The sequence below is a fragment of the Nocardioides szechwanensis genome (genome assembly GCF_900103935.1).
Classification (GTDB): Bacteria; Actinomycetota; Actinomycetes; order Propionibacteriales; family Nocardioidaceae; genus Nocardioides; species Nocardioides szechwanensis.
In genome coordinates this window covers 131,707-151,132 of sequence record NZ_FNIC01000004.1, presented here as the reverse complement: position 1 = coordinate 151,132, position 19,426 = coordinate 131,707, and the positions used below count along the sequence as shown (strand labels likewise).

General features: G+C 72.0%; 15 protein-coding genes. 6 read left to right on the top strand and 9 right to left on the bottom strand.

Going from position 1 to position 19,426, the window contains the following annotated elements; translation table 11 throughout:
- Window positions 1–170 precede the first annotated feature (170 nt).
- From BLR90_RS11420 to BLR90_RS11410, 3 genes are read left to right on the top strand one after another with little or no spacing between them, the layout of a single operon-like run.
- A complete protein-coding gene (locus tag BLR90_RS11420; RefSeq protein ID WP_245715265.1) occupies window positions 171–1,199 on the top strand; it encodes a sigma-70 family RNA polymerase sigma factor in 1,029 nt (342 codons plus the stop codon).
- Window positions 1,196–1,810: a TIGR03086 family metal-binding protein gene (locus BLR90_RS11415; protein ID WP_091025343.1), complete on the top strand. Its 615-nt coding sequence runs from the start codon at window positions 1,196–1,198 to the stop codon at window positions 1,808–1,810. Before BLR90_RS11420 ends, BLR90_RS11415 begins: the two co-directional genes overlap by 4 nt.
- A 10-nt stretch (window positions 1,811–1,820) precedes the next feature.
- Window positions 1,821–2,822 carry a LuxR C-terminal-related transcriptional regulator gene (locus BLR90_RS11410; RefSeq protein ID WP_091025342.1) on the top strand — a complete coding sequence of 334 codons (1,002 nt, stop codon included), beginning with the start codon at window positions 1,821–1,823 and terminating at the stop codon, window positions 2,820–2,822.
- 3 nt (window positions 2,823–2,825) lie between these two features.
- On the opposite strand, the gene BLR90_RS11405 is transcribed toward BLR90_RS11410, so the two are convergent.
- A complete protein-coding gene (locus BLR90_RS11405; protein ID WP_091025341.1) occupies window positions 2,826–3,590 on the bottom strand; it encodes a nucleoside phosphorylase in 765 nt (254 codons plus the stop codon).
- Between the two features lie 122 nt (window positions 3,591–3,712).
- A complete protein-coding gene (locus BLR90_RS11400) occupies window positions 3,713–5,020 on the bottom strand; it encodes an MFS transporter (RefSeq protein ID WP_091025340.1) in 1,308 nt (435 codons plus the stop codon).
- Window positions 5,021–5,183: 163 nt separating this feature from the next.
- Between BLR90_RS11400 and BLR90_RS11395 the strand changes: the two genes are divergently transcribed.
- Window positions 5,184–6,152, top strand: coding sequence for a hypothetical protein (locus BLR90_RS11395; RefSeq protein WP_091025339.1), 969 nt, complete (start codon window positions 5,184–5,186; stop codon window positions 6,150–6,152).
- A gap of 7 nt (window positions 6,153–6,159) precedes the next feature.
- Here BLR90_RS11395 and BLR90_RS11390 read toward each other — a convergent pair whose 3' ends face one another.
- Together BLR90_RS11390 and BLR90_RS11385 are read right to left on the bottom strand one after the other, a co-directional pair.
- Complete coding sequence (locus BLR90_RS11390; RefSeq protein WP_091025338.1) at window positions 6,160–7,617, bottom strand: NAD-dependent succinate-semialdehyde dehydrogenase; 1,458 nt, start codon at window positions 7,615–7,617, stop codon at window positions 6,160–6,162.
- 232 nt (window positions 7,618–7,849) lie between these two features.
- Window positions 7,850–9,754, bottom strand: coding sequence for a M4 family metallopeptidase (locus BLR90_RS11385; protein WP_091025337.1), 1,905 nt, complete (start codon window positions 9,752–9,754; stop codon window positions 7,850–7,852).
- 136 nt (window positions 9,755–9,890) lie between these two features.
- On the opposite strand from BLR90_RS11385, the gene BLR90_RS11380 reads away from it, so the two are divergent.
- The gene (locus BLR90_RS11380) at window positions 9,891–10,259 is read left to right on the top strand and encodes a DUF1622 domain-containing protein (RefSeq protein WP_091025336.1); all 369 of its coding nucleotides are present in this window, start codon (window positions 9,891–9,893) and stop codon (window positions 10,257–10,259) included.
- A 7-nt stretch (window positions 10,260–10,266) separates the two neighbouring features.
- On the opposite strand, the gene BLR90_RS11375 is transcribed toward BLR90_RS11380, so the two are convergent.
- From BLR90_RS11375 to BLR90_RS11360, 4 genes are all read right to left on the bottom strand, one after another.
- Entirely contained in the window at window positions 10,267–12,981 is a 2,715-nt protein-coding gene (locus BLR90_RS11375; protein ID WP_091025335.1) for a helix-turn-helix transcriptional regulator, read from the bottom strand.
- A 71-nt stretch (window positions 12,982–13,052) separates the two neighbouring features.
- Window positions 13,053–14,936 carry a penicillin-binding transpeptidase domain-containing protein gene (locus BLR90_RS11370; protein WP_091025334.1) on the bottom strand — a complete coding sequence of 628 codons (1,884 nt, stop codon included), beginning with the start codon at window positions 14,934–14,936 and terminating at the stop codon, window positions 13,053–13,055.
- A 25-nt stretch (window positions 14,937–14,961) separates the two neighbouring features.
- Window positions 14,962–15,972: an SGNH/GDSL hydrolase family protein gene (locus BLR90_RS11365; protein ID WP_245715264.1), complete on the bottom strand. Its 1,011-nt coding sequence runs from the start codon at window positions 15,970–15,972 to the stop codon at window positions 14,962–14,964.
- 72 nt (window positions 15,973–16,044) lie between these two features.
- Entirely contained in the window at window positions 16,045–16,485 is a 441-nt protein-coding gene (locus tag BLR90_RS11360; protein ID WP_091025333.1) for a helix-turn-helix domain-containing protein, read from the bottom strand.
- 58 nt (window positions 16,486–16,543) lie between these two features.
- Here BLR90_RS11360 and BLR90_RS11355 point away from each other — a divergent pair, with 58 nt between their 5' ends.
- Window positions 16,544–17,503 carry an NAD(P)/FAD-dependent oxidoreductase gene (locus BLR90_RS11355; protein ID WP_091025332.1) on the top strand — a complete coding sequence of 320 codons (960 nt, stop codon included), beginning with the start codon at window positions 16,544–16,546 and terminating at the stop codon, window positions 17,501–17,503.
- 65 nt (window positions 17,504–17,568) lie between these two features.
- Here the strand turns inward: BLR90_RS11355 and BLR90_RS11350 are convergent, their stop codons facing one another.
- Window positions 17,569–19,353, bottom strand: a complete 1,785-nt coding sequence (locus tag BLR90_RS11350) for a DEAD/DEAH box helicase (protein ID WP_091025331.1) — start codon at window positions 19,351–19,353, stop codon at window positions 17,569–17,571.
- Between the last annotated feature and the right edge of the window lie 73 nt (window positions 19,354–19,426).

The following is a 19,426-nucleotide window of genomic DNA, read 5'->3' as shown; positions in this document are numbered from 1 at the left end:
GAAAGTACGGAACGTAATCGACCTCCCCGCGCCGGAAACGGGTCGAGAACGTTCCGTACTTTCCCTCATGAGTCGCAACCGATGAGTTTCGGCGTCGACGCCGGTCTGCCCACGAGGCAGACTGGACGACGCGAGGAGCACCACTCATGACGGCGCTAGGGACTGAGAGCTTGACGACCGACGAGGCGAGCCCCACCACCAAGGGCACTGGCACGGGTGAGCTGGCGGACTTCGACACCCTGACCGAGCGCTACCAGCGCGAGCTGCTGGCCCACTGCTACCGGATGAGCGGGTCGGTGCACGAGGCCGAGGACCTGGTGCAGGAGACCTTCCTGCGGGCGTGGAAGGCGTCGGCCGACTTCCAGGGCCGGTCGTCGGTGCGCACCTGGCTCTACCGGATCGCCACCAACGTCTGCCTGACCAACCTCGAGGGCCGGCCGCGCCGCCCGCTCCCTGCCGGGCTCGGGACGCCGGACCAGATGGCCGGCGACGCACTCGAGCAGGACCACGAGATCGCCTGGCTCGAGCCGGTGCCCGACGCCGCGGTCGTCGTCGCCGAGCGCGAGTCGATCCGGCTCGCGTTCGTCGCCGCTCTTCAGCATCTCCCGGCCCGCCAGCGCGCCGTACTGATCCTGCGCGACGTGCTGCGCTGGTCGGCCGCCGAGGTCGCCGAGGCGCTCGAGACCACCTCCGCCGCGGTCAACTCCGCGCTCCAGCGCGCGCACGCCCAGATGAACAACCGCGGCCTCACCGAGGACACCGTCGAGCCGGCGCTCACCTCGGGCCAGCAGCAGCTGCTGGAGAAGTACGTCGACGCGTTCTGGCGCAAGGACGTCGACACCATCGTCCAGCTGCTCACCGCCGAGGCGGTCTGGGAGATGCCGCCGTTCACCGGCTGGTACGTCGGCGCCACCAACATCGGCGACCTGATCGGCACGCAGTGCCCGGGCGGGACCTTCGACATGCCGATGCTGGCCACGTCCGCCAACGGCCAGCCCGCCTTCGGCCTCTACATGCGCACCCAGGACGGCAGCGGCTTCGAGCCCTTCCACCTCCAGGTGCTCGAGCTCGACGGCGACCGCGTGCGTCATGTGAGGGCGTTCTTCAACGTCGACTTCACGGCCTTCGGCCTGCCCGCGCGGCTGCCCGCCGACTACTCGCCCGACCATGCAGGCAACGGAGCGGGCACCAGCTCATGACCGCGCTCGACGGCGCCGTCGAGCTGCTCGACCGGTCGCTGGCCTACACCCGGGTCGCGCTCGCCGGTGTCCGCGACGAGCGGCTCTCCGCCCCCACGCCGTGCGCCGGCTGGGACCTCGCCCGCCTCCTTCAGCACATGGAGGACTCCCTCGACGCGTTCGGCGAGGGAGCCCGGGGCCGCGTCGGGCTCGCCGGCACCGGCCCACGAACCGTGCCGTCCGCCGTACGGGTCGGGTCGCTGCAGCAGAAGGCGTGCGCCCTGCTCGGCGCGTGGAGCCACCCGCCCGCGCGCGTCCGGGTCGGCCCGTACGTCGTCGACACCGGCCTGGTGGCCGAGGTCGCGGCACTCGAGATCGCGGTCCACGGCTGGGACGTGGCCCAGGCGCTGGACCTCGAGCACCCGCTGCCCGAGGCGCTGTCCCGGCGACTGCTGCCGGTGGCCGAGGGCCTGGTCACCGACGCCGACCGCGGCCGCCGGTTCGCACCCGCCCGTCCGGTCGGGGTGGCCTCGGACACTGCCCGGTTGTTGGGGTTCCTCGGTCGGGACCTGACTGGTCCACATGGACAAATAAACGGCAATCGGAGTACGGGGCCGCAGATCGCTTCCTAGCGTTGCTCCCATGCAGTCCCCCGAGGCGAACCCGGCCGCCACCGCCGTGGCTCGGCTCGACGACGCGTCCGCCAAGGTCCGCTCGGGTGCGATCGCCACCGCGTTGAGCGAGCTCCAGACGATGACCGAGGACGGGTTCACCCGGTACCTGCTCGGCGCCACCGACGACGCCCGGCTGCTGGCGCTCCTGGTCGACTGCCGCCTCGCGCGCGGCGACCTCGCCGAGGCCATGACGCTCGGCGACGAGATCACGGCCCACCTCGGGAGCGAGGGATTCACCGCGGCCCTGGCCCACCACGCCAAGGGCGAGCTGGCCGCGGCGCTCGGCAACCCCGAGCTGGCCGCCGACCACTTCCTGGCGGCCGGTGCCGCGGCGGCCGAGCTCCCCGAGACCCCCGAGCTACTGCCCTGGCGGGCCAGCGCCGCCCTGGTCCTGGTCCGGACCGGCGCGCACCGCCAGGCCGCCGACCTGGCCGCCGAGCACCACCGCATCGCCGTCGCCCACGGCTCGCCGTACGCCGTGGCCAATGCCCTGCGTACCCTCGCCGCCTCCGACGCCGGCGGCCAGCGGGTCACGCTGCTGCGCGAGGCCCGGGCCGTCCTGGCCGGGCTCGAGGCAGAGCGGCTCGCCGCGCAAGTCGCCGCCGACCTGGCCGGGCTGCTGGTGCTCACCAACGACCCGCAGCACCTGGCCGAGGCGGTCCAGCTCCTCCGGGACGCGGAGGTCTACGCCGGACGGCAGGAGCTGTGGCCGTTGCAGAGCCGGGTCCGCAGGCTGCTCGACCGGTGCGGCGAGGCGCCGCTGCGGGTCAGCTCCGAGGCGCTGGCCCTGCTCACCAACGCCGAGCGCCGGGTCTCCGCGCTCGCGGCGGCCGGCCTCACCAACCGGCAGGTCGCCGAGGAGCTGCGGGTCTCGGTCAAGGCCGTCGAGTGGCACCTGTCGCGCACCTACCGCAAGCTCGGCATCTCCTCGCGCTCCGGCCTCACCCTGGCCTTCGGCGTGCCCGCCTGACGGTCACGGCAACCGAAGGACGGCTTCGACCGACAGCCAGAACAGGTCGCGGCGGGCCGAGGACGTCTGCCAGTGGCGGTGGTCCCACGTCTCGCCGCTGACGTCGTCCCCGGCGTAGAGGTACTGCCCGAACGTCACGCCGCGATGGCGGGCGACGGCGAGGAAGGCTGCCGTCTCCATCTCGACCGTGAGGCAACCCTCGCCACGTCGCGCGGCAACCTTCGCCTGTGTCTCGCGGTAGGGCGCGTCGGTGGTCCAGGTCTTGCCGACCACATAGGGCACAGCTCGCTCGTCGAGCACGTCACAGAGCACGGCCGTCACCGCCGGGTCCGCGCTGACCTCGCGACTGGGTGGCAGGTAGTGGTACGACGTTCCCTCGTCACGGACCGCGGCGTCCGGGACGACGACGTGCCCCAGCGCCAGGCCGGGGACCACGGCACCTGCACCACCGCACGCCACGAACGTGCGGCAGCCGGTCGCGATCACCTGCTCGAACAGGCCGCAGGCGAGCGGCGCACCGACACCGGGATGGAACACCGCCACCCGGCGCTCGCCCACCTGGAGGCTGAACAGCTGGTGGCTTCCGTGCTCCCAGGTGAAGGTCGCGACGACCTCGGCCCGGCCATCCCCGCACACCTCGTCGATGACGTCGCGGAAGAAGCAGATCACCGCAAGCTCTGGGACTTCACCCGACGTGGACCCCGCTGCCGGCTCGATCAGCGCCGCGGAGTCGGCGTCGTACTCGGTGAGTGGAATGTCCCAGGCCATGCCGAATCCTCGTGGGCGTGAACCCTGCTCAGCAAGGGGGTTACCGCGCCGCCCGGTTGTTCTGGCCTCGTCGACGGGAGTACGAGCGCAGCGAGTACTCCCAATGGAGGGACGAAGTCCCTTCACCAGTCGCGCAGCGGGTGCGCGAGCTCGTCGGCGGGCAGCTTGGCCCACACGGTCGCGACGACGGCGGCGACCCCGGGCACGACCGCTGCGATGAAGAAGGTCATGCGCAGGCCGATCAGCTCGGAGACCGGCCCGGCGAGCGCCATCGAGACCGGCATCAGGCTGATCGACACGAAGAAGTCGAGCGACGCCACACGGCCGAGCATGTGGGCGGGCACCCGGCGCTGGAGCAGCGTGCCCCAGATGACCATGGGGGCCGAGAACATCGCACCGAGCACCAGGGCGGCGGCTACGACCTGCCACACCGCGGTGGCCACGCCCATCACCGCCAGGGGCAGGCAGCCGAGGCCCCACATCAGGTTCATCACGGTGAGGTAGCGCCGCGGCATCCGGAACGACGCCATCGCCAGCGAGCCCACGGCGCCGCCGATGCCGAACGCCGCCAGCACCAGCGCGTGGTCGCTCGGTCCGCCCCCGAGGCGGTCCTTGATCAGGAACGGCACCAGGACCTCGAGCGGGCCCATCAGCACCAGGATCATGACCGAGGCGAACAGCAGCGTGGCGAGCAGCCACGGCGTGCGCACCATGTAGACGAAGCCCTCACGCATGTCGGCCAGGGCACTGGCCACCGCCGGGCCACCCTCGCCCTCGGCCGGGAGCTCACGGCGTACGGCGGTCTTGGGCACGAAGGTCAGGGCGAACAGCCCGAGGCCCGACGCCACCGCGGCGACCGCGACGGCCGACCCCGAGCTGGCCAGTCCCACGACGACGCCGGCGACGCCGGGGCCGACCGCCTGGCCGATGGTCGGGCGGACCATCCCCTCGAAGCCGTTGACGGCCATCAGGTCGGACTCGGGCACCAGCGCGGGCAGCCACGCGGAGTAGGCGGGGTAGTAGAACGCCATGCCGGCGCCGGCGGCGAAGGTGACCGCGGCGAGGTGCCAGACCTGGGTCAGGTCGAGGAACGACAGGACCGCGACCAGCCCCATCCCGGCGCACTCGAGCGCGGCGACGCCGATCAGGATCGACTTCTGCGGGACCCGGTCGGCCACGACCCCGGCGAGCAGCGCCGGCAGCATCACCCCGACCGCTCCGGCGGTCGTGACGAACGACAGCTGGCCCGGGCCGCCGCCGATGCGGATGACCTCCCACACCAGCCCGACGATCCAGACGCCGCTCGCGAACGTGCTGAGCATCAGCGCCACCGCCAGCCGGCGGTAGGCGGCGTGGCGGAACGGTGTGAGGGCGCGCGGCAGGGACCGCTGCGGCGGAGTCTCCTCCGTCGTCGTCATCTGCTCAGTCATCCCGGACCCCTTCGCGACCAGTCTGCCTGGACCGACCGACAGTCGCTAACGGATTCATCGGTGGTGGCCCCTCGTGTGCATGCCCTTCAGTGGACAAGTTCAAGTTCTGTTCAAGTCAAACCAGACGGCTCCGCGACCGCGGCCGCCGTGGGAGAATCCAGGCATGGCGGTCCTGGGGGGGTTCCGCGCGCGAGCGTGCGCGCCGGCGCTGCTGCCCGCCCTCCTCCTGGTCCTGCTGACCGGGTGCTCCGAGGACGTCGACCAGGCCCACGCCGTCCAGACCCGCCTCGGCCGGACCGACCACGTCGTCGCCTCCGACGTCACGTTGCCCACCGCCGACCGGGGCGCCGAGATCGCGCTCGACGTCCAGGCCGGGCTGACCCCGGCCCAGGTCGTGGCGCTGGCCGCCGACGTGGCCGAGACCGCCATCGACGAGGACTACCTCGCCTACCGGCTGACGCTCCGCGAGGCCGGCACGCCCACCGACGCACTGGTGGTCGACGACGACTTCGGCACGGACCCTCGGGCGGCCGCGGTGGTTTGGCACTGGCAGCGGCTGGCCAGCGCGATCCTCGGCGAGATCACCTACCGCTACCAGCCCGACGCCGAGATCGTGGAGGTCGAGACGGTCGGCAGCCTCGTGCACGACGTCGAGGAGGCGGGCCGGATCGGCTACGGCAGCACGGCCACGACCTGGCGGTTCGCCGACGGCGGCAGCGTGTACGTCGACAGCGGCCGGCTCCAGCCGGAGGACGTGCTGCTGGTGCAGCGGGTCCAGCGCACCGTCGCCTCCCCGTCGCTCCCGGTCCCCGCGCCCGACTGGCGCCTCGAGACCCGCGCCGACCACGTCCTGCTCGACCTGCCGGTGGTGCTGCCCCAGGGCTCGGTGGCGGCGGCGGCACTGACCGTCCCGACGTACGAACTGCCCCTGCAGAGCCTGGCCCTCGGCGCCTTCGACGCGTTGTCGGTGAGCAGCAGGCCAACCTGGCTGCGGCTTCACCAACGCGCAGTGGACGGCGACGACGACGACGACGTCTTCGGCTGGTGGGCCTCCGACCAGCCTCCGTTGCCCGGCCGGGACCCGCTGCACCGCGGCTGGGACACGTGGCTGGAGGGCGTCGCCGGCGCTTGAGCTCTGCTCAGCCGGCCGGCAGCGCGACGTACGTCGTCTCGAGGTACTCCTCGATGCCCTCGAAGCCGCCCTCGCGTCCGAAGCCGCTGGACTTCATGCCACCGAACGGAGCGGCGGGGTTGGAGACCAGGCCGGTGTTGACGCCGATCATCCCGAACTCCAGAGCCTCCGCCAGCCGGATCGTGCGCGCCAGGTCACGGGTGTAGACGTAGGAGGCCAGGCCGTACTCGGTGTCGTTGGCCCGGCCGATCGCCTCGTCCTCGGTCTCGAACGTGGTGATCGGCGCGACCGGGCCGAAGATCTCCTCCACGTTGATCGCGGAGTCGACGGGAACGTCGACCAGCACGGTCGGCCGGTAGAAGAACCCCGGCCCGTCCTGGGCGGAGCCTCCGGTCACCACGCGAGCGCCGTCGTGCACGGCGTCGGTGACCAGCTGGCTGACGGTCTCGAGCGCCTTCTCGTCGATCAGGGGCCCGACGTCGACACCCTCGTCCTGGCCGCGCCCCAGGGTGAGCGCACCCATCCGCGCACCGAGCTTCTCGGCGAACTCGGTCGCCACGCTGCTGTGCACGAGGAAGCGGTTGGCCGACGTGCAGGCCTCGCCCATGTTGCGCATCTTGGCGATCATGGCGCCGTCGACCGCCGCGTCGACGTCGGCGTCCTCGAAGACCACGAAGGGCGCGTTGCCGCCGAGCTCCATGCTCAGCCTCTGGAGCCGGTCGGCGGACTGGGCGACGAGCTTGCGCCCCACCCCGGTCGAGCCGGTGAAGCTCACCTTGCGCAGCCGGTCGTCGGCCTGGAGCGTGCTGCTCAGCTCGCCGGTCGACGACGTCGTCACGACGTTGAGCACGCCCGGCGGCAGTCCGACCTCCTCGAGGAACGAGGCGAGGGCGAGCATCGTCAGCGGCGTCTGGGAGGCCGGCTTGACCACCATCGTGCAACCGGCCGCGATCGCCGGCCCGATCTTGCGGGTGCCCATCGCCAGCGGGAAGTTCCACGGGGTGATGAACAGGCAGGGACCGACCGGCTTCTTGATCGTCAGCAGCCGGCTGCCACCGGCCGGCGCCTGCATCCAGCGACCATGGATGCGCACGGCCTCCTCGGCGTACCAGCGGAAGAACTCCGCACCGTAGGTGACCTCGCCCTTGGCCTCGGCCACCGGCTTGCCCATCTCGAGGCTCATCAGGTGCGCGACGTCGCCGGCGCGCTCGGTCAGCAGGTCGAAGGCCCGGCGCAGGATCTCGCTGCGCTCGCGCGGAGGGGTGCGCGCCCAGTCGGCCTGGGCGGCGACCGCGGCGTCCAGGGCCTCGACCGCCTCGTCCGGCGAGGCGTCGGCGACGTCGGTGAGGACGGACCCGTCGGCGGGGTCGATCACCTCGATCCGGGCACCGCTGTCGGCCTCCCGCCAGGTGCCGCCGATGAAGAGGTTGCGCTTGTCCGATCCCAACAGGTCCAGTCCACTCATGGCAATTACTCTGTCATCTCCGCGAGTGCGGCGAAATCCAGGACGACCACTTTCGCCCGGGGTTAGCATTCCTATGTCGACTTCGGAGGGAGCACCGAGAAGTAGACACTGAACCCCTTGCCGACCCCATGCGGCGAGGGGTTCTTCACGTTCCGGCACCGGGTGTGACCGCAGGGGGCCCGGCCGACCGGCCGAACCCCCTGCGGGTGGTGGAGCTGTGTGCCGTCGCGCCTTACGGCACGTCGTACTTCAGGGTGTAGGAGCCCGAACCCGAGTACGCGTACACCTCCAGCCGGTAGGTACCGGCCGCGGCGGTGTAGACGATCGACTCCGTCGACGACGCGCTCTCGCTCGCCGCCACGTCCGACCACGTCCCGCTGCTGCTGCGCTTCTGCAGGTAGAGGTCGAAGTCGGTGCCGGACGGCCCTGTGAGGCAGGCGTTGATCGTGCCGGCCGCGGCGGCGAAGCCCGACGTGGACGGCTTGTACGACGACGTCCCGGACGTCACCGATCCGGTGGCGGTGACCTCGGAACAGGTACCGCCACCGGGAGGCGTGGTGCCGCCGCAGGTGGGCTCACCCGACTGGGCCGGCACCGAGACGGCGTCCCAGGCGGCCTTGACCAAGTTGTACGTGGAGCAGTCGGTCGAGCCGTAGAGGTTCTTGGTGGCCGTCAGCGTCGCGACCCGGGCCTTGGCGTGGGTCCACGACGAGGTCTTGAGCAGCAGGCCGTTGTAGAAGATCTTGCCGGCGGTCTGGATGCCCACCCCGGTGACCGTCGAGCCGTTGCAGGTGGGCGACGCCGGCGAGGCGTTCGAGCCCTGCGACAGCAGGTAGAACCAGTGGTTGAGCGGCCCGGCGGCTGCGTGCACCTCGGTGTTGGGGATGCTCGAGGAGTAGCAGTTGGGGTCGCCCACGATGCTCGGGTCGTACATGTAGCGGATCGGGCCGTCACCGACCAGGTCCGCCTCCTCCCCGACCATGAAGTCGGCCGGGTCGTTGGGGTTGGCGGCGTAGGCCTCCGTGAGGGCACCGAAGATGTCACCGGCCGCCTCGTTGATCCCGCCGGTCTCGTTGCCGCCGGTGGAGCCGCCGGGCGTGGTCTGGAAGATGCCGTGGCCGTTCTCGTGGGCCACGATGTCGATGGCGGTCAGCTGGCGCGCGTTGTCCTGGCTGTGGCCGAAGTTGATGATCGAGCCGTTGTAGTAGGCGTTGACGTCGGCCAGGCCCACCCGGGCCGGGTAGTTGGTGCCGTCACCCTTGATGCCGTTGCGGCCGAGCCAGGCCGACAGCATGTCGGTCTCCTTGCCGGCGGCGTACAGGACGTCGACGCAGGCGGTCTCGAGGTTGGTGCCGGAGCCGTTGCCCCACACGTTGTCGGTGCCGGTGTAGGCCGAGCCGTTCTGGCCGCCGCACTTGAGGCCGGGGTGGCCGGTGTCGGTCATGGAGTACGACGTACCGGAGCCGGAGGTGCCGATGGTGACGCTGCCGTTGTAGTAGCCGGTGCCGGTGCCGTGGACGACCTGGTCCCAGGCGAGCAGCAGCTTGCCGGTGCGGGCGTTGGTCCAGACGGTCTGCTTCGACGGGATGCCGTCCTTGGTGCCGGTCACCTTCGTCACCCAGGCCAGGCGGGGCGTGCCCTCGGCGTAGACGGTGAGCTTGGGCTTGGTGACCCGCGCGACGCGGTCGACCTGGGCGGCCGCCTTGCGGCGCGCGCTGGCGGCCGAGACGGTGGGCTTGGTCGAGCGCAGCGAGATCGCGCGCTCCTGGCCGGAGGTCGAGCCGGTGACCTTGCCGGACTTGTCGACGGCCAGCACGAAGTCGCCGCCGTAGACCGAGAGGCCGCGGTAGCTGCGTTCGTAGGACACGTAGAACGTGCCCTTGCTGCCGGGGGTCGCGGCGGCACGGTGGAACGCGTCGCCGGCGCTGCGGCGGAAGACCGAGCCGTGCTCGGCGAGGTAGTCGGTGGCGGCGTCGATGGCCCGGTCACGGGCCTGGCCCTCGGTCTCCGCGCTGGGCGCGGAGGTCTTGCCGGAGGGCAAGGCCGGGGCGGTGTACGACGGCACCTGGATGCTCAGCGCGAGGGCGCCGGACATCATGCTCGCCAGTGCCGCTCCGAGCAGCGTCCTGGATTTCATGGTTCTCCCTGGGGGGTGGTGGGTGTGGGACCGCAGGGACGAGCCGTGGTGACGCCTCGCCCCCGACTGAACCTAGGAACGCCACCCCCTACCGGATAAGGGGGGAAACCCTTGACTCCCCCACCATGCTGGGGCCATGAGCGACGTGAGCTTCGACGAGCTGATGGAGATGGTCGTGCACGGCTTCGAGATCGGCGGCGTCGCGATCCTGACCGTGGGGTCGCTGGCGGCGTTCCTGAAGGCCGCGCTGTCCTACCGAGCCGGTGGCTGGAAGCGGACCTACGAGGAGACCCGTCGCAACGTCGGGCGCGCCATCCTGCTCGGGCTGGAGTTCCTGATCATCGCCGACATCGTCATGACGATCACCGTGGATCCCACCCTCGAGAGCGCCGCCGCGCTCGGCCTGATCGTGCTGGTCCGGACCTTCCTCAGCTTCTCCCTGGAGGTCGAGCTGGAGGGCTCGCTGCCCTGGCGGCGGAAGCCCGCCGCGGCCGACGTCGCCTGAGGCGCTCCTACTCGGGAGGCTGCGGGACCAGCAGCGTGGCGAGCTGGGTGCGCGAGCGGACGTCGAGCTTGCGGTAGATCCGGGTGAGGGTCGCCTCGACGGTCTTGACGCTGACGAAGGTGCGTTCGGCGATCTCGCGGTTGCTGGCTCCCTGCGCGACCTCCCGCGCCACCCGCGCCTCGCCGTCGGTGAGGCGCTCGAGCAGCGGGTCGTCGGCGACGGGGGTGCGGCCCGGCTCGAGCTCGGCGCGCACCTGCTCGACCCAGGACGCGGCATGCAGCGACACGAAGAGCTCGTGCGCCGACTGGAGCGCCGTCCGGGCCGCGGACACCCGGCGCCGGCGGCGTTCGAGGTGGCCGCGGACGACCAGGCTGCGTCCCAGGTCGATGCGCATGCCGACGTCGGCGCACACCTTGGCGGACCGGTCGAGCACCAGCTCGGCGCCGGGGAGGTCGCCGCGCGCGATCAGCAGCTCGGCCTCGGCCCGGTCGAGCTGGGCGGCGACGCCGTCGGTGCCGCCCCGGCCGTCGAGCACCCGCCGGGCCTCGCCCAGCAACTCCTCGGCCTCGTCCAGCCGGCCCAGCAGGACGAGGGCGCTGACCAGGTCGGCCTGCCACCGGTTGACGGTCGGGTCGGCGATGCCCTGCTCCCGCTCGATGTCGCGGATCCGGGTGAGCGCGCAGCGGGCCCCGCTCGCATCGCCCGTGCGCAGGAGGGCCTGGCCGAGCAGCACCAGGTGGCGCTGGAGGTAGCGGGTGTCGCCACGCTCCGCGGCGGCCTCTGCTCCGCGCCTGGCGAGGGTCCGCGCCCGGGCGAGGTCGCCGCCGGCCAGCTCGGCCTGCGCGGTGATGAACCACCCGGTGTGCGCGGTGAGCCCGTACTCCTCGCCGACGCGCATCGCGCGGGCGGCGAAGTCGTTGGCCTCGCGGCACCGTCCGGCCCGGGCCCCGACCTCCACCAGGCAGCGGAGCACGTGGACGTGGTCCATCCCGGCACCGCGCTCGACGTGGGCGAGCAGCGCGAGGAAGCCGGCCCACGCCTCGTCGAGCTGGTCGTTGTAGAAGGCGAACCGCGCGGCCATGTAGTCGGGCGAGGTGTGCAGGAAGCCGGTCGGCACGGGGACGTCGAGGTCGACCGCGCGGGCGAGGTAGTGGGCGTGGTCGAGCCCCAGCCAGCGCCGCGCCACCGCCAGCGCCGTGAGCCCGACCGCGAGGTCGTCGTCGGCCCCGACGTCCTCGAGCAGCGTCACCGCCCGCTCCGCCGCACGCGCCGCGGCCGTGGGGCGCGACTCCATCAGGGCCATCCGCGCGCGCTGCAGCAGCACCATCGCGACCAACCGGTCATCGTCGCCGGCGTCGGCGAGGGCGGCGGTGAGGACCTCGTCGAGGACCGCCGGCCCCGCGCCGGCCAGCTCGGGTACGGCGAGCCGCACCCGCACCGCCTGAGCCGGCGTGGGCCGGGTCTCGAGGAAGTCGGTCAGCCCCCGGTTGAGCAGCTCGACGTGGTTGCCGGGCGCCGCGGTCTCGACCGCCGTCGCCAGCCACTCCACCCGTTCCTCGGAGAGCTCGCACGGGGCCCGGTCGGCGGCCAACAGGTAGAGCTCGGCGGCCAGCTCGCGTGCGCCGCCCTCGGCCGCGTCACGGGCGGCGAGGCCCAGGTCGTGGGCGAGCTCGGTGTCGGGGCTCGGCTCGGCCAGCGCCCGGTGGCGCAGCCGCTGCGCCGCGGAGGGTGCGACCGCGGCCAGCCGGCGGTGCAGCTCGGCGCGCTCGGTGGGCGGGATCGCGTCGGCCACGATCGAGCGCAGCATGGTCGGGGTGAACCGCACCGCACCCTCACCCGGCGACACCAGCCCCGCGCGACCGGCCCGGCGCAGGTCGTCCTCGGCGCCGGGGCGACCCGCGCGCTCGAGCTCGCGCACCGAGGGGCGGTGCACCAGGGCGGCGTACCGCAGCGTCTCGCGCACGTCGGCGGGCTGGCTCAGGAACCGCTCGCGAAGGACGCGCTCGAGACTGGTCGGCAGTGGGGTCGGCCGGCCGAGCAGCGACGGGGTCGCGCCGAGCGCACCGGCGAGGGACAGCGCGAGCGAGGGGATGCCGCCGGACTCGACGTAGATCTTGTGGGCGACGTCGGCCGGCAGGCCGTGGGCGCACAGGAGGTCGACCATGTCGTCGGCCGGCAGCGGCGCGACCTCGACCGGGTGCAGGCCGCTGACGTCGATGTCGTCGCCCTCGCCCGGTCCGACGGTCGCCACCACCGAGACCCGGCCTCGCAGCCGGCGCCGGGCATAGCCCACGATCCGCGACGACTCGTTGTCGAGCCACTGCACGTCGTCGAGCAGGAGCAGCACCCGTTGGTCGCCCGCCCACGCGTCGAGCACGGCGTGGAAGGCGGCGGCCAGGTCGGAGCGCAGCTCGTCGGTCGCGGTGAGGCCCACCAGCCCGGCCTCGACGCACCCGCGCACGTGGTCGGGCAGGTCGGCGACCAGGAAGCCTGGCACCTGGGCCATCAGGTCGCGCAGCGCAGCGAACGGCAGGGCCCTCTCGTCGGCGGCACCGCCGGCCCGCAGCGACACCGCTCCCTGGACGACGTAGCCCGCCTCGAGGTCGTCGAGCAGCGCGCTCTTGCCGACCCCGACGGGTCCGTGGAGCGCAACGGAGTCGCCCCGCTCGAGGAGGTCCCGAACCTCCGCGAGCAGGGTGTGACGACCGACTACCCGAGACACTGCGCTCAGGCTACGGCTCGGTCAGCGGCACGGACAGCCCTCCGAGCCGCCTCGGCGGAAGATTCCACGGTCTAGCGCGCGGCGCGCAGGAAGGCCTCCAGGATCGGGCCGGCGGTGCGCGAGCCGGACGCGCCGACCTCGACGAACACCGCGACGGCGAGGTCACCCTGCGCCGCGATCATCCAGGCGTGGGTCTCGATCCGGCCGTTGCGGGCGAACTCGGCGGTGCCGGTCTTGGCGATCACCTCGGGTCCGGGCAGGTCGAGCAGCCCGCTGCCACTGCCGTTGGTGACGACGCCGCGGAGCATGCCCTTGAGCGCTGCTGCCTCCCCGCCGGTCAACGGGTCCACGTCGGGCGGGCTGACCTCGACCGAGGTGACCAGGCGCGGGACCACGATCGAGCCCTTCTGGACCGACGCGATGACCGTGGCCATCACCATCGGCGAGGCGAGGACCCTGCCCTGGCCGATCAGGTTGGCGGCCTTCTCGGTCTTGGAGGCGGCCGGCTCGACCTGGCCGAAGTAGGCGGGGAAGCCGAGGTCGTGGTCGATGCCCATGCCGAGCGAGGCGGCGGCGTCGAACAGGTCGAGCTCACCGAGCTTGGGCGCCTGGGAGATGAAGGCGGTGTTGCAGGAGTTGGCCAGCGCCGTGCGCAGCGGGATCTGCCCGATGCCGGAGGCGGGGTAGTCGGAGTAGTTCTTGAAGCTCTTGCCATCGACCACGATCGTCGAGGTGCACGGCACCGTGGTGTCGGGCGTGAGGCCGGCGCGGAGCAGGGCCAGCGCGCTGGCGCTCTTGAACGTCGACCCGGGGGCGAACTGCCCGAAGGTGGCGACGTTGTAGCCCTCGGTGCCCGGCCCGTTGGCGGCGGCGACGATGGCGCCGGTGCTGGGCCGGATCGCGACCAGGGCACTGGAGGGCGCGATGTCGCGCAGCAACAGCTCGGCCTCGATCTGCAGGTCGAGGTCGAGGGTCAGCTCGAGCGGCTTTCCGGTCGTGGCGTCGATGCGGAAGAGCTCGCGCTCGACGTCGTCGGAGCCCACGGCGTTGACGACCGCGCCGGGGGTGCCCTGGAGCTGCTCGTCGTACCTGGCCTGGAGCCCGGACAGCCCCGCCTGGTCGCCGACCTGGTAGCGGTCGGGGTCGGCCTCGATCATCTCGGCCGTGACCTCGCCGACGGAGCCGAGGATCGGGGCCGCGAACTCGCGGGTGGGCGCGAGCGGCAGGTCGTCGCCCAGCGCGCGGGCGCCCACGATCTGGTCGAAGGCCTGGCCGACACCGGACGGCACCTCGTCCTGGCGGTAGACGATCGCCTCGACGAAGGCGAGCTCGCCCGCCCCCGTCACCTCCTTGGCGTAGGGGGCGACGTCGATGCCGACCAGCTGGGCCAGCCGGCGTGCGGAGTCGGCCGCCCGGGCCTTGGGCACCAGGCCGCGGTCGATGCCGAGCCGGACGACGTCGCGCGGGGTGACCAGCTTGAGCCCCCGGGCGCCGACGACGTCGCCACGCGCGGCGCGGATCGGGGTCAGGTCGAGCGTGGTGGCGGCCTGAAGCGAGGGCTCGACGACGTCGCGGTCCCAGACCACCTGCCACTCGTCGTCCGCCAGGTTGAGCGTCGCCTGGCTCTCGTAGGCCCAGCTGTCCTCGCCGGCGATCGGCCACGACCAGGAGAGCGTCGCCGTGGCGGTCTCACCCTCGACCTCGACGTCACCGGCGTCGACGGTCGGCGTGACGTCACCCATGCCCTCGACGGTCTTCTGGTAGTCGGCGGCCGCCTCCGCGGCGGTCACCTGCGTGAAGGCCACGCCGGTGAGCTCACCCGACGCCAGGGCGCCGGCGAGTGCCGTCACCTCCTCGTCGGGAGCAGCCGGGTCGTCCTGCCCGGGGTCGTCCTGCGAGGTGCAGCCCACCATCAGCAGCAGGAGCGCGGTCAGGCCGGCGAGTCGAGAGCGCATGCCTCCCTTCTACCAGCCGGGTCCGTCAGTGCCGTGCCAGCCACCGCTGTACGTCGATGCCGTGGCGGCGCGCCGCGGCTCGCGCGGCGGGCGACGTCAGGTCCGGGAGGCGGAACTCCGCGGGCCGGATCGACGCGTCCTGGGCGGCGTACTGCTGCTGCGACTCCGCGATCTCGGAGGCCGGCACGCGCGCGGCGTAGGACGTGGTCGTCTTGGCGACGGCGCCGGTCAGGAGCGGACTGATCAGCGGGGCGTAGCCGGAGGAGTGGCCGAGCCGGTTGGGGTGGTAGCTCTCGCTGACCGGGTTGGACAGGCCGTTGAGCCACTCGGGGTTGTCACAGACGGCGTGGCCGATGAAGCGGCTCGTGGGGTTGGCGAAGGAGAAGCTGCGCGCGGACGCGGCGGCGGACAGCTTGCTGTTGAGCAGGTCGGCGGTCTGGTTGAGGCGGGTCTCCTCGGCCGGGGAGAACCAGGTGGCGGCGTTGCAGTCCTCGCCCATGAAGATCCGCGGGTAGCCGACCACGACCACCTTGGCGTTGACCGCGCGCGAGCGGATCGAGGAGTAGAGGGTGGAGAGGCGCCCGGGCAGCGTGTTGTTGATGAACGCCTGCGCGGTGTTGATCGCGCCGTCGCAGTCGCCCGCCCACCACGGGGTCGCACACTCGGTGAGCACGTCGGCGAAGCCCGCGTCGTTGCCGCCGACCGAGATCGTGACGTAGCGCGTGGTGCTGCTCAGGGCGCTGAGCTGGGTGTTGGTGACGTCGGCGATCTTGGCGCCGGAGCACGCGCGGAAGTTGAGGGTGTAGCCCTTCTGCGCGGCCAGCAGGCTCGGGTAGGCGTAGGTCGAGCGCTGGCACGACGTGCCGTCGTCGACGTAGGACTTGGTGCCGGTGCCCGAGGAGTAGGAGTCACCGAGGGCGACGTACGACGGGCCGGCGGCCTGGGCCGGCGCAGCGGTGAGCAGCGCGGCGGTGGTGGCCAGGGCCGAGATGGCGAGCAGTCCGGCGCGGGCCGGGCGAGACAGACGTGTGAGCACTTCCGAGACCTCCGAGAACCCGAGCACCACTCCGATGTGGCGCGGGTCACACACCTTGCCACTCGGAGGCGGTCACCAGGAAGGGGTCGACCAGAGGGAACTTCCGTCTGTCGTGCCGGCGACGAGGTCCTCGACGTGGTCGCGGAACCGCGGGCAGGTCGCGATGTCGTGCGCCCGGCAGCGCAGTGCGTGCTCGGTCATCTCACGCGAGCGCTGCATCTCCTGCATCCGCCGGTCGAGGTCGGCAACGTGCTCCTCGAGTACCCGGTGCCGGTCCCACGCCTCCGCGTCGAGCAGCACCAGGATCTGGTCGAGGGTCATCCCGGCCGCCTTGCTCCGCAGGATCACCGCGACCCGGTAGACGTCGTCCCGGCCGTAGCGGCGCCGGCCACCACTGTCCCTGGCCGGCGCCAGCAGACCGACGTCCTCCCAGTGGCGCAGCACGTGCGTGGCCAACCCGAACCTGGTCGCGAGCTCACCGACAGACAGGTCGACATCAGCGCTTGACTTCATGTCAACATGAAGACACATCCTCAGTCCTGACACAAGTTTCGACGTCAGGAGACACACGATGAAGACCAATGAGTACGACGTGATCGTGGTCGGCGGCGGCCCCGCCGGCCTGCAGGCGGCGCTGACCCTCGGACGGATGCACCGCTCGGTGCTGCTGCTCGACTCGGGCAGCTACCGCAACGACCCGACTGGGCACCTGCACAACTTCGTGACCCGTGACGGCACGCCGCCGGCCGAGTTCCGCGCCCTGGCACACCGGGAGCTGGACGGCTACGCCACGGTCGAGCGCCGGTCGGCCACGGCCGCCTCGGTCGAGCCTGCCGGCGACAACTCCCTGGGCGACGGGTTCACCGTGACCCTCCAGGACGGGTCGCAGGCGCTCGGCCGTCGCGTGGTCCTCGCCACCGGGGTCCGCGACACCCTGCCCGACGTACCGGGTCTCGGAGAGCTGTTCGGCGGTGTGGCCGCGCACTGTCCCTTCTGCCACGGCCACGAGTTCGCCGGCGGCCACGTCGCCGTGCTGGGCGACGGGCCGCACGTCTCACGGATCGCACTCATGGTCCTGCCGATCGCGGACCGGGTCAGCGTCCTCACCGGCGGCGCCACGCTGGACGCGCCGACCGTGAGCCAGCTGGAACGCGCCGGGATCGTCGTACGCACCGACCGCGTCAGCGGCCTGTCCCCCAGCGGGGACGGCGCGCGCGTCGCGTTCGCCGACGGGCCAGCGGAGGAGGTCGCCGGGATCTTCGTCTCGACCGTGCTGACCCAGTCGGCGCCGTTCGCCGAGCGGCTCGGCCTGGCGATGCTGCCCTCCGGCGGCATCGAGGTCGACGTCATGGGCCGCACCAGCGTCCCGGGGGTCTACGCCGCCGGCGACCTGGCCCACGTCGCGGCCCTGCCCATGGCGTTCGCCTCGGTCCTCACCGCCGCCGCCGCCGGCCTGGTCGCCGGCGCCACCTGTGTCGCCGATCTGCTCGCGATCGACCACCCGATGCCGGAGCTGTCACGCGTCGAGTGACGTGCGGGGCCGGTCCAGAGGCCCGAAAAGCCGGCCGTGCGCGTCACTCGACGCCGGAGGGTGGGTCAGTCCTTCTTGTGGCGCGGCTTCTTGAACGGGCGGTCGTCCCCACCGGCGCCCTCGGGCGCCCGGGTGCGGGACATCTTGGGCCCCTTGTCCTCGGTCAGCTCGATGAGCTTGCCGCTGATGCGGGTGTTCTCGAGCTTCTTCCAGACCTCGGAGGGCAGCTCGGCAGGCAGCTCGACCAGCGAGAAATCGGGCCGGATCTGGATGTGCCCGAAGTCGCCACGGCTGAGGCCGCCCTCGTTGGCGATGGCGCCGACGATCTGGCGGGGCTCGATCTTGTGGCGCTTGCCGACGTTGATGCGGTACTGCGCCATCGGGATGTCCGAGTTGCCACGCTGGCGGCCCCCCGGCCGTTCGCCGCGGTCGCCGCCGCGCTCGGGGCGGTCCTTGCGGGGACCCCGCTCCGCGCGGGTCTCGCGCTCCTTCTGGGCAGCACGGCGCTCGGCGGCGGGGTCGAGCAGCAGCGGCGTCTCGCCCTGCATCGCGATCGCCAGCGCGGCGGCCACGTCCACCTCGGGTACGTCGTGCTCGCGGATGTAATGGGTGACGACGTCGCGGAAGAAGCCGATCGACTCCGAGCTCAGCGCCTGGGTGATCTGGTCGTCGAAGCGCGCGAGCCGGGTGACGTTGACGTCCTCGGCGGTCGGCAGCGCCATCTTGGTGAGCGGCTGGCGGGTGGCCTTCTCGATGTGCTTGAGCAGGTACTGCTCGCGCGGCGTCACGAACGAGATCGCGTCGCCCTTGCGTCCGGCCCGGCCGGTGCGGCCGATGCGGTGCACGTAGGACTCGGTGTCGGTCGGGATGTCGTAGTTGACGACGTGGCTGATCCGGTCGACGTCGAGCCCGCGCGCCGCGACGTCGGTCGCGACGAGGATGTCGAGCTTGCCGGACTTGAGCTGGTTGACGGTGCGCTCGCGCTGCACCTGGGCGATGTCGCCGTTGATGGCCATCGCGGAGAAGCCACGGGCCCGCAGCTTCTCGGCCAGGGTCTCGGTCTCGTTCTTGGTGCGGACGAAGACGATCATGCCCTCGAAGTTCTCGACCTCGAGGATGCGCGTGAGGGCGTCGACCTTCTGCGGGTAGGAGCAGATGAGGTAGCGCTGCGTCGTGTTGGCCGAGGTGGTGGTCTTGTTCTTGACCGTGATCTCGACGGGGTCGTTGAGGTACTTCTTCGACAGCCGGCGGATCTGCGCGGGCATGGTCGCCGAGAACAGGGCGACCTGCTTGGTGTCCGGGGTGTCGGCGAGGATCGTCTCGACGTCGTCGGCGAAGCCCATGTTGAGCATCTCGTCGGCCTCGTCGAGCACCAGGAAGCGCAGCTCGCTCAGGTCGAGCGTGCCCTTCTCGAGGTGGTCCATGATCCGGCCGGGGGTGCCGACGACGATGTGCACGCCACGGCGCAGCGCGCTGAGCTGTACGCCGTACGCCTGGCCGCCGTAGACCGGGAGGACGTGGACGCCGCGGGTGTGGGCGGCGTACTTCTCGAACGCCTCGCACACCTGGAGCGCGAGCTCACGGGTCGGCGCGAGCACCAGGGCCTGCGGCTTCTTCTGCTTCATGTCGAGCTGGTCGAGGATCGGCAGCGCGAACGCAGCCGTCTTGCCGGTGCCGGTCTGCGCGAGGCCGACCATGTCCTTGCCGGCCAGGAGCGGCGGGATGGTGGCGGCCTGGATGGCCGACGGGCTCTCGTAGCCGACGTCGTTCAGGGCCTTCAGTACGGCGTCGCCGAGGCCGAGGTCGGCAAAGGTCGGCGCGTCGACGGGCCCGGTGTCTTCTGTACTCACCCCACGACGGTAGTGGTTATGTGACCTGTGTCCCGATTTTGCGTCGCGGTGCGCTGGGTCACGCCGTCGTCTG